Source organism: Streptomyces rectiviolaceus (genome assembly GCF_039533825.1).
Taxonomy (GTDB): domain Bacteria; phylum Actinomycetota; class Actinomycetes; order Streptomycetales; family Streptomycetaceae; genus Streptomyces; species Streptomyces rectiviolaceus.
In genome coordinates, this window is record NZ_BAAAUG010000278.1 from 1 (window position 1) to 8867 (window position 8867).

General features: G+C 69.7%; 13 protein-coding genes. 3 read left to right on the top strand and 10 right to left on the bottom strand.

The window, feature by feature from the left end; genetic code table 11:
- Positions 1-128 precede the first annotated feature (128 nt).
- The 10 genes from ABD378_RS43815 to ABD378_RS43860 all read right to left on the bottom strand — a co-directional run bounded on the left by ABD378_RS43815 (position 129) and on the right by ABD378_RS43860 (position 6664).
- Positions 129-803, bottom strand: a complete 675-nt coding sequence (locus tag ABD378_RS43815) for a hypothetical protein (RefSeq protein ID WP_344531082.1) — start codon at positions 801-803, stop codon at positions 129-131.
- A 449-nt stretch (positions 804-1252) separates the two neighbouring features.
- Entirely contained in the window at positions 1253-1684 is a 432-nt protein-coding gene (locus ABD378_RS43820) for a hypothetical protein (protein WP_344531084.1), read from the bottom strand.
- On the bottom strand, positions 1681-2124 hold the full coding sequence (locus tag ABD378_RS43825; protein WP_344531086.1) for a hypothetical protein: 444 nt from the start codon (positions 2122-2124) through the stop codon (positions 1681-1683). Before ABD378_RS43825 ends, ABD378_RS43820 begins: the two co-directional genes overlap by 4 nt.
- Positions 2121-3050 carry a WhiB family transcriptional regulator gene (locus tag ABD378_RS43830; RefSeq protein WP_344531088.1) on the bottom strand — a complete coding sequence of 310 codons (930 nt, stop codon included), beginning with the start codon at positions 3048-3050 and terminating at the stop codon, positions 2121-2123. The genes ABD378_RS43825 and ABD378_RS43830 overlap by 4 nt, the downstream gene beginning before the upstream one ends.
- A complete protein-coding gene (locus tag ABD378_RS43835; protein ID WP_344531090.1) occupies positions 3047-3313 on the bottom strand; it encodes a hypothetical protein in 267 nt (88 codons plus the stop codon). Before ABD378_RS43835 ends, ABD378_RS43830 begins: the two co-directional genes overlap by 4 nt.
- A 31-nt stretch (positions 3314-3344) precedes the next feature.
- Positions 3345-3632: a hypothetical protein gene (locus ABD378_RS43840; RefSeq protein ID WP_344531092.1), complete on the bottom strand. Its 288-nt coding sequence runs from the start codon at positions 3630-3632 to the stop codon at positions 3345-3347.
- 90 nt (positions 3633-3722) lie between these two features.
- Positions 3723-4280, bottom strand: coding sequence for a WhiB family transcriptional regulator (locus ABD378_RS43845; protein WP_344531094.1), 558 nt, complete (start codon positions 4278-4280; stop codon positions 3723-3725).
- Complete coding sequence (locus ABD378_RS43850) at positions 4277-5152, bottom strand: hypothetical protein (RefSeq protein ID WP_344531096.1); 876 nt, start codon at positions 5150-5152, stop codon at positions 4277-4279. The genes ABD378_RS43845 and ABD378_RS43850 overlap by 4 nt, the downstream gene beginning before the upstream one ends.
- Positions 5152-6066, bottom strand: coding sequence for a hypothetical protein (locus tag ABD378_RS43855; protein WP_344531098.1), 915 nt, complete (start codon positions 6064-6066; stop codon positions 5152-5154). The genes ABD378_RS43850 and ABD378_RS43855 overlap by 1 nt, the downstream gene beginning before the upstream one ends.
- Before the next feature lie 76 nt (positions 6067-6142).
- A complete protein-coding gene (locus ABD378_RS43860) occupies positions 6143-6664 on the bottom strand; it encodes a hypothetical protein (RefSeq protein WP_344531100.1) in 522 nt (173 codons plus the stop codon).
- Positions 6665-6884: 220 nt separating this feature from the next.
- Between ABD378_RS43860 and ABD378_RS43865 the strand changes: the two genes are divergently transcribed.
- From ABD378_RS43865 to ABD378_RS43875, 3 genes are all read left to right on the top strand, one after another.
- The gene (locus tag ABD378_RS43865) at positions 6885-7313 is read left to right on the top strand and encodes a WYL domain-containing protein (protein ID WP_344531102.1); all 429 of its coding nucleotides are present in this window, start codon (positions 6885-6887) and stop codon (positions 7311-7313) included.
- Positions 7314-7333: 20 nt separating this feature from the next.
- On the top strand, positions 7334-7534 hold the full coding sequence (locus ABD378_RS43870) for a hypothetical protein (RefSeq protein ID WP_344531104.1): 201 nt from the start codon (positions 7334-7336) through the stop codon (positions 7532-7534).
- Positions 7535-7884: 350 nt separating this feature from the next.
- Positions 7885-8700 (top strand): hypothetical protein, encoded by an 816-nt coding sequence (locus ABD378_RS43875; RefSeq protein ID WP_344531106.1) that lies wholly within the window; start codon positions 7885-7887, stop codon positions 8698-8700.
- Positions 8701-8867: the final 167 nt, after the last annotated feature.

Here is an 8867-nt window from a genome sequence, read left to right on the forward strand (position 1 = left end):
GGGCAGTGGTACGAGGCCGCAAGGCCGGACGGTGGATGGCAGTCCACTGAACGGACGGAAGCGGCCAGGCGGTTGAGGAAGCGTCTCCCTGGCAGGGGAGCAGCAGGACCTCCCGCCGCAGATTCGCGCTACGTCATCTGATCTCTCTTTCCATACAGTCGGGCGCCGTCCCCTATGCGCGGAGTGCGGCCGTCTTCGGCTGCCACCCATCGGTCCTGGTAGGCCAGGGCGATCGGTAGGCAGGAGCGTCGGGTGTGGAACACAGCAGTGTTCGTGCCGAGGTCGGGGCGGATCAGGTTGCCCCCGGGGAACAGAACGCTGTGCTCCCTGGGCGTGACGCGGTCTCCGCAGGCGTGGCAGGTGCCGTGAACCAGGCGCATCTCGAAGTCGAGGCGCCGTCCTTCGATCGCCATCACGCGGTCCAGGAAGACTTCACGGCACGGCGGCAGGTCCGCGCAGTGGCTGCAGACTGCGTAGTGCTTCGGGAGTGCCAGCCACTTCCATGAGGCACCGGCAGTGCCCAGGCGCAGCGGATCGCCTGTCTGGTCCTGCCGGTTGTGGACGTACAGCATGCGCCCGTCCCAGACCTCCGGGTCGGGCTCTCCTGCGGCACGCCACGCCTCTACGAAGCTGGTTTTCCAGTTGGCGAGGTTGACCTCTTCAATGCTCGTGATCAGCATTGGCTTGAAGTCCCAGGCGACGACCGTTCCAGGAACGACCTCTCCTGCGGTGACGACCGTGGTGTCCTGCTGATCGGGCCGCCACTCCTCGTACGACCGAGGGGCGTTGCCCGCCCACGTCATCGTGTGCTGAGGGTTGTGGTGACAGGGCCTGTGCTGTGCGACGGTGTGATCTTCACGTCGCTGGCTGAGGTCCCACTGTCTGAGAGCCCGGGTGTCCGGGTAGTCTTCGCCATATAGCTGACGCCTTCATTCGTGTGGTTGCGTGTGTGGTGTCGGCCGGCCCCGCGTCCTGATGCGGCAAACATCGGGACTGCTGCGTAAGCGGCAAGCGGGGCCGTTTGACGTTGTGGGTGGGCTTTCTGACCGGGCCTCACATATGAGTGGTCGTCTGGCGCCAAGCGCAGCGTACCAATCCGAGTCCCCATCTGTCCCCACTCTCCCCAGCTGTGTCGTTCATCTGACTGATCAGCAGATATCCAGGTCATCGCACGCCCGTGCGGCAGTCTTGGGATCTGTCCTACATTTTTGGAACGTAAATAAGGCGATCTTGCATGGTGGCCCGGCGGGCCTCATGAAGCTCTGGCCAGCAGTGGGGGAGGGGTGGACTCCTCGCGGGTGGGGGTGCGTTGCCGCATGTCGATCACTTGCGGCGGGTGTGGTGTGTCGGGGCTGGTGGTGTCGTCGGTCTCCTTGGTGCGGCGTCCGGTGCGGGCTTGTGTGGCTGCGGTACGGCAGGTGGTGCAGCGGCACTTGTGGTGGTTGTAGCGGTATTCGTCGTGTGGGAGGCGGTCGATGCGTGCGCGCTTGCCTTCTTTCTTCGCCAGCTCGCGGGCGGTGTTGAAGCTGGGGTCGTTGGCGGCGACGCGGTTGGCCCACTGGCGGGTGATGCCCGTACGGGTGGCGGCGTCGTCCAGGGAGAGGCCTTCGGTGATGAGGTCGAGGTAGAGGGTGCGTTGGGCGTCGATGAAGGTGGGCGGGCGGCCTCGGCCGCGGCGGGTCACTCGTGTCCTCCCCGTGCGCGGTGCTGTTCGTCGTCGGCCGGGTGGGAGGGCGCCGTGGTGGTGTGGGTGCGGGTGGTGCGCAGGATCTGGCGGGCCATGGCCGTGTATCCGGCGACGGCGAGCTCGGCTTGGAGGCGGTCGATGAGGTCGCGGTTGTAGCGGGGGGCGGCGGCGAGGTGTCCGGCGCGGTATCCGACGGCGAGGGCGCGAGCCCAGATGACGTCGACGTCGGTGGCGGGGAGGTGGGGGTAGAGGTCGGCGGGGAGTTTGGTGGGGCGTCCTGCGGTGTCGAGTTGGGCGGCGGCGATGATCCCGGCGAGCCATTCGCCGTTGGTGGTGCACCGGTCGGCGAGCATCTGGTCGACGTCGGCGGTGTCTGGTCCCGGTGCGGAGGGGGCCGGGTGGTCGTCGCCGGGGATGGCCGGGGTGGGGGTGGTCACGCTGCGGCCTCCAGGGTGCGGGTGGAGGGCAGGGGCAGCGTGGTCACGGTCGCCCCGGCGCTCAGCCCGAGGTCGAGTTCGAGCTGTCCGTCGACGGCGTGGACGCGTGAGCGCAGGACCCGCAGGCGCCCCGGGCGGGAAGGTACGGGCCGGGACGGGAGGGGGCGGGCAGCTGACGGGCCGTGAGTCGCTTCGGTCGCTGCGAACGGGTTGATCCGGGCAGAGCGTGCGGCGGCAGGTGTGCGCGGCTGTCCGGGCCGCGGGACGGCGGGCACCGTCCCGTCGTCGGCGACGATCCGGTCGGCGTTGAGCAGGCCGCGCTCCACCGCAGCGGCGAGCAACTCCTGGCGGAGGGCGGTCTTCTTGTTCAGGCCGAGGAGGGTGGTCAGGGCGCTGCGGTGCCAGTTCGCGGTGCGCAGGTCCATGCCCGCTGCCCGTGCGACGTCGTCGTGGTGGGTGTGGGCGGCCAGCGCGGTCAGGAGTGCCATCTTCTGTGCGGTGCGCAGCCGGGCGTCCGGCGCTGGGGCGACGATGCGGTGCTGGGCGGTGATGAACTCGCGGTGTCGTTCCAGGGAGGTCATGCCGCCGAGGACGCCGGACGGTTCGGTGAGGACGGCTTTCTGGGTGCCGTCTGCGCCGGTCTCGACCCTGTACGTGCGGGCGTAGGTCAGGCATCGGGCCATGACGGGGCAGTCGATACACACCTCGATCGCGGCGGCCTGGCGTTCCCGGCGTTCGATCTGGTTCTCCGCGCCGTCGATGTCCTGGCCCTCCCACGCGTCCAGCGTGAGGTCGGGGTTGCCGGCGGCCTGGGTGGGCTGGTCGGGGTCGGGTGCACACCCGCGGTAGCGGTAGTGCGGGTGATCGACGAGGTCCTGGCGGGCGTGTTCGGGGCTGATGCGGGCGGCGGCGGTGGTGTGGGTCATCGGTGTCCCCCCTCCGGGCGGTGATGGGTGTTCAGGGCGGCGTCCAGGACGTCGTCGGCGTCGGCGAGGACCGCCAACTGCAGGCCCGCCGCGTGGTGGTGGCGGGTGGCGTGCTGGAGCTCGCGGTGGTGCGCGGCGTCGGTGAGCCGGTGCGCGGCCCGTTCGGTGAGCAGAGCGCGCCGCAGCCGGGTGAAGTGCACGGCGGCCGCCAGCGTGGCGGTGAGGGCGGCGAGGGCCACCAGGTGGAGCAGGCGGGGGGACATGGCCCTCACCTCCCTTCATCTGGACTCGGGTTCAGTGGTCGACGTGGTCGCGGGCAGGCATCTCGCGGGTGGGGGTGTCGTAGAGCGGCCCGAACTTCACGTGGGCGTCGCGCATGATCTGTTCGACCTCGGCGCGGGTCTGCTGATAGGCCTTCACCTCGTCCAGGAGGCGCTGGCGTGCTTCGGTCAGCGGCGTCCGGTGCCGGGCCGGAAGACCGCGCAGGAGGCGCCGCTTGTGGCGCACGTGCACGACCTCCGCGTAGAGCAGCGGGATCCCGAGGACGCCGAGGACGGCCAGGGTGTACAGGGTGTTGCGCATGACGGAGCTCCGTTCGGCGTCGGGCCGGGAGGGTGTGGGGGTGATCGGGGTCCGGTGGGGCGGACGTACGGGCTCAAGTGGCCCGCGGGGTTATCCGGTGGTGGCGGCGAGCTGGCGGATGAACCAGGCTGCGGCTAGGTCTGCGTCGGTGCAGGGCTGGCAGGGGACTTCGTGGTGAGCGGTGTGCCACTGGTAGCCGCTGCGAGTGCCGCAGTCCGGGCGCACTGGATCGGTGGCCAGGGTGCGGCGGTCGGGCCGGTAGCGGACGCGTCTGGCCACCCGGCACGCATCGTCGATCGGTTCACCGCGGCGCATGTGCCGGTCGTAGGCGGCGGGCGTTCCGCACGGGGCGAGCGTGCGCGGCTTGGCAGGACGCGGGGTGCGGGGCTTGCGTTGGCGGGGCTTTGGCTGCCCGTGCTGCAGGATGTACCGTTCCCGGCCGTCCAGCCCCGCGCGGATCCCGTCACGGTCCGAGGGGGTCAGCCGCTTCTCGTCGGCCAGCGTCGACGTCAGGCACTGTTCGCGTACCGGGCAGGTGGCGCACACCGTGCGGGCCTGCTCGGCCTGTTCCACTGCCTCCTTGGCGGGATAGAACAGGCTGAGTTCCAGATTCCGGCAGGACGCGTTCTCCTCCCAGGCCGCGCTCATGCCGCGGTCCCGAAGATCGAGGCATACAGGCGATCCACCTTTCGCTCTGCCTTCCGTGCGGCCTCGCGCATCGGCCGGTCTTTCAGACACGGCCCGGCGACGCACAGCGGCACCGGGCAGGTGGAGGTGACGTGACCCTCGGGATCGCGGCCATGGTGCAGCGAGAAGCCGAGGCGCAGGGGCGAGAGGGTCGTTCCCTGCCACGGCAGCCCGGGAGTCCCGCGATGACTCGGGCCGGTCCACTGCACGTGCCCGCCCTCGACCTCCTCGATCTGCTGCTGGAAGGCTTCCTGCGGGGTCTGCGGGCGGGTGCGGCGGATCCGGTCGTCGTGCTCGGGGTGCTGGGCCAGCCAGTTGCAGCGCTGGCAGTACGCGGTGCCGTCGGGGGCGTAGCGGCCGTGCTCGGTGTGAGCATGGCCGTAGCGGCAGGCTGCGGGCTCGGGACGGGTACGCGCCGCCGCACGGGCCGCAGCCCGCTCCACCTCATCCTGGACGTGGCTGGGGGCGACGCAGTGGTTGAAGCCGCAGTCAGCGAACGTGCGGCCCTGCGCGTCACGCCCGGTACGGATCCGGAAGGCGACAGCAGCCGGGCTGTGACTCCGCTCGCGATACCGCATGACCGGTGTCCCGCCGCGGGTGCCGCGCCCGCCCGTCCACTCCACGTGCCCGCCATCCACCCGCCGAGCGGACTCAGCCCACTTCTCCTCCAGCGTCTGGAGCCGCGCCGCAGGAACGTACGCGGCCAGCCCGAGCTCATCCCGGATCCGCCGGATACGAGCCCGGTCGGCGCGCAGGTCGCGGCCGATCGCGGACACCGAGCGCCCGGAGCTGAGGGCCCGGACGATGTCCTCGCGGGTGGCGTTCTGATACATCAGGCGGCCCTCCCCTCGCCGCCGCTCTGCGCGGCCTTCTGCTGCTGCTTGACGGCAGTCTCCAGGGCGTCCAGCAACTGACGGAACGGCATCCGCTTCCGCTCCGGCGGCGGCCCCTCCACGTCGTACTCCAGGACCCCCTCCTTGGCCGCGTTACCGCGGACCTGGGTGAGGACCAGCGGGCTCGTACGGCCGTCGACCGCCTGCAAATACAACCTGTCCAGGACCCCAGTCTTGTCGTCTGAGGTGGCGCCCGGAGTCGGTTGTCCCGCCCTCGCGGCGGCCGGTGTGCTCGGCTGCTCCCGGCCGTCCCGCTCTGGGGAGGCATCCCCAGACTCGATCTTCTCCAGGTCCGACGACGTCCACAGATCCAGCGCCATCCCGAACCGCATCCCCGCATTACGGATGGCGTCGCCGATGATCTCCTTCACGGCGTCCCCGCCCGTCTTGTCACCGGCGTGCCCGTACCCGAGGCGGGACATCCCGCACACCGTCAGCCGGATCCACAAGCCCCGGTATCCGTCGACCTGCGGCAGACCCCGCTCGTCGACCGTCAGCGGCTCCCAGTCCCAGAACGGGTCCACATTCAGCAGCCGGTTCGTGGCCTCCGCGTGCCCGACATACGCCAGGTCGATATGGCCACCGTTCGGCATCTGCTGCTTGCACTTCCCGCACTTGCTCACGGGGTGCCTCGGGCAACCGTCGCGGCCTGCGCTCTTGCACTGCCCGCACCAGACGCGCGGCAGGTGACGGATTTCCTCCGGCTTGAAGGCCTCCCGGAGCTTGTGCAGGGCTTCCATCTGCTGCTCGCGGGTGTAGCCGAACGTGTTGAGGTTCAGGGCCTGGTTTTGGGTGTGCGAGGTGGGGCCCTCCGCCGTGGTGCTGGTGGCGGGGGCCTCAGGCGCGTACGCCATGAGGTCTCCTAGCGATGTGTTCGTGAACGGCGGGCGCCCGGGTGTCGGCGTCCCGGGCCAGCCCGCCGGGCAGCCGCTACTCGGCGGCCGTGTCTGTCTCCGGTGCGGGGTACTTCAACGCCAGCCACTGCGCGGCGACGTGCCGGGCCGTCAGCTTGCTGCCACGGGTGGTGGACCATCCCTTGTCGGCAACCATCTGGTCGGCGGCCGCCTCGACCCGGTCAACCAGTTCCTTCGGCATACGCACGTTGACGGGGGACTTTGATACGCCAGTGCCACGAGCTGCCCGAACCGGCTGGGTGGGCTCCCACTTGCCGTTCAGGAACGCCTCCCACCCCTCGGTGATCTCGGCCTTGATGTTCGGTGATTCGTAGGAACGCAGGAACAGGCCGGATTCGACGGGGATCGCGAACGTCTTGTCCAGGTTGGCGTCCAGGGCGGCTTGCGCCTCGGTGTCCCTGACGGCGTCCTCGGCCAGCGCGAGCACGACGCCCAGGGCTTCGGCCTGCTGCGGACGCTTGTCGGTGAGGGAGTCCAGGAGCTCCTGGACGTGGGGGCGGGCGTCTTCGAGCTGGTCGCGCTTGGTGCGCCGGGGCATGGCGGCGTGTCCTTCCGGTCGCCGGCGCCGCTCAGTGCGTCCGGGCGGGCGCCGCGTGTGGGGTGTGGGCACGCCTAGTGTCCTCCATCTTCTATTACGTACGCACCTGGGGTGTGTACTGCGGGTCGGTCCCGGTGCTCCAGATCTTACGCCTACTTCTATTACGTACGCAATAGAGAACTGCTACTGTGGAACCACACCACAACACAGGGGGCACCAGATGAAGGTCACGAAGCGTCAGACGACCACCAAGACGCTCACCGACCTGTATCGCGCCCTCGACAGGCAGACCGCCGTGACCATCACGTACCTCAAGCCCGGCGAGACCGAGCCCACCGTGCGCACCATCGAAATCAGCGAACTGCGCACCACCGCCGTGAAGATCTCCAAGACGGGCAAGGTCACCGGCGGCGGCTTCGTCGTCATCGCGATGTGCCGACTCCGCGGCGAGGCAAGGGAATTCCACCTGTCCGGCATCCTGGCCTACACGGCCCACCGATCCGGATACGTCCTCACCCGGCCCGAGCCCACCACCTACGAGCGGCCCGCCCCGGCGCCCGCCGACGACGTACAGGCCCTCTTCTTCTACGAGCTCGCCCGCGACAAGGACGACGCCGACTACCGCCCCCGCGTACGCCTCGCCGCCTGACCCGACCACAGGAGCAGCTCATGAGCTTCACCGCCCGCCTCTTCCTCTACGGCATGGCGATCCCCGGTTTCGTCGGCCTTGCCGCCATGGCCGGTGTTGTCCTGCCTGGTGACGGCGACGACCTGTCCCTGCCCCGCCTTCTGGCCGGAGGCTTCACCATGATGGCCATTCAGATCGGCGGCGGCTTTGTAGGCGGCCGCATCGCAGGCCGTCACGCCTGAACGCAGGAACGAAGAAGGCCACCTCCCGAACCGGGGGTGGCCTTGATTCACACTGATCGCGCAAGCGCAGCTTATCGAATCAACGCCCCACGCCGCTAGATCCGTTCACCACCAGCCACACAGGAGCCGCTCCCCGGAATCTGACCCGGGTTGTCAGCGGCACCCCCTAGACTTCTGAATCAGCGGCAAGACGCGTACGCCGCACGCCACGAACCGCCCGGCGCCCACGCAGCCAGGACGAGGCCAAGGACCCCCTCAGGGAGTGGTCCCGCGGAGCACCGCCGAATCCGCCCGTCGTACTGTCACGACCCCGGGTGGGAGGCGTGGGATCTCGCCGTGTGGAGGACAGCATGACGAAGAACGGATCCAGCGGAGCCAAGGCGCGCGCCCGCAGCCGCCAGCAGCGCGCCGCCACCACGTACACGGCCGCCCGTCGCGGCGGCCATCCCGCCCAGGACCCGCCGCGCATCCAACTGCGGCTCGACTGGGAAGAGCGGGACGGCGAGTGGTGGACGACCTACCAGGGACGCCACTACGCGCTCATCGTCCACGGCGACTGGCACAGCCCCGACCACGGCGGCCGGAACGGCCGAGACATCTGGTACCTCCACGAGATGCACGCCAACGGGAACATTCGCCACGAGGACCAGAACGGCGACCAGATCGAAGGCTGGTGGATCGCCGGAGCCAACAGGATCCGCAACCTCAAGCGGCACCCCGACCTGATGCGTGTGGCCGAACTCCACATCGACCGCTGGCACTGGTCCGGCGTGTACCCGGACGGCACGCGCGCGATGTCCCGTACGACCTGGGAGCAGCGCCGCCCCCTGGCCGACCTGCTCACCTCCACCACCCTGGGGCCGTGGCCCATCCCCGACGGGGTCTGCGGCAGCATCACGCACCCGCTGGACCCGGACGACTACCTGCCCTGCCCGCACCCGCGCGGCCACGACTTCCCGTGCAACGACGACCCCAACTTCGACGCGGCCGCCTGGCGCCAGCGCGTCGACGCCGAGCAAGCCGCCGAAGAAGCACGCCGTGCCGCGCTCACCCCGGAGCAGCGGGACGAGGAAGACGAGCAGGCACGGCAGTGGGAGTACGAGGAAATGCGCGCCGAGCAGGCCTCCGAGTACGTCGACGACAAGTACTACGGCGACGAGGACTGACCATGGCCACCGCCGAACGAGACGTCGAAGCCATCGCCCGCGCCTCCCACTACGTGAAGCACGGCACCACTCACCTGGGCGGCACCTTCAAGACATGCATCTGCCCCCGTCAGCCCTGCGGCGGAGTCTCCGGCGACGATGAGCGCGACGACTGCCCCGACCACCGC

Excerpts from the sequence above, each read along its gene's own strand:
- ABD378_RS43870 (WP_344531104.1), top strand. The coding sequence starts at position 7,334 with ATGAGCTTCACCGCCCGCCTCTTCCTCTACGGCATGGCGATCCCCGGT.
- ABD378_RS43815 (WP_344531082.1), bottom strand. The coding sequence starts at position 803 with ATGACGTGGGCGGGCAACGCCCCTCGGTCGTACGAGGAGTGGCGGCCC.
- ABD378_RS43830 (WP_344531088.1), bottom strand. The coding sequence starts at position 3,050 with ATGACCCACACCACCGCCGCCGCCCGCATCAGCCCCGAACACGCCCGC.
- ABD378_RS43850 (WP_344531096.1), bottom strand. The coding sequence starts at position 5,152 with ATGTATCAGAACGCCACCCGCGAGGACATCGTCCGGGCCCTCAGCTCC.
- ABD378_RS43875 (WP_344531106.1), top strand. The coding sequence starts at position 7,885 with ATGACGAAGAACGGATCCAGCGGAGCCAAGGCGCGCGCCCGCAGCCGC.
- ABD378_RS43835 (WP_344531090.1), bottom strand. The coding sequence starts at position 3,313 with ATGTCCCCCCGCCTGCTCCACCTGGTGGCCCTCGCCGCCCTCACCGCC.
- ABD378_RS43840 (WP_344531092.1), bottom strand. The coding sequence starts at position 3,632 with ATGCGCAACACCCTGTACACCCTGGCCGTCCTCGGCGTCCTCGGGATC.
- ABD378_RS43845 (WP_344531094.1), bottom strand. The coding sequence starts at position 4,280 with ATGAGCGCGGCCTGGGAGGAGAACGCGTCCTGCCGGAATCTGGAACTC.
- ABD378_RS43855 (WP_344531098.1), bottom strand. The coding sequence starts at position 6,066 with ATGGCGTACGCGCCTGAGGCCCCCGCCACCAGCACCACGGCGGAGGGC.
- ABD378_RS43865 (WP_344531102.1), top strand. The coding sequence starts at position 6,885 with ATGAAGGTCACGAAGCGTCAGACGACCACCAAGACGCTCACCGACCTG.
- ABD378_RS43860 (WP_344531100.1), bottom strand. The coding sequence starts at position 6,664 with ATGCCCCGGCGCACCAAGCGCGACCAGCTCGAAGACGCCCGCCCCCAC.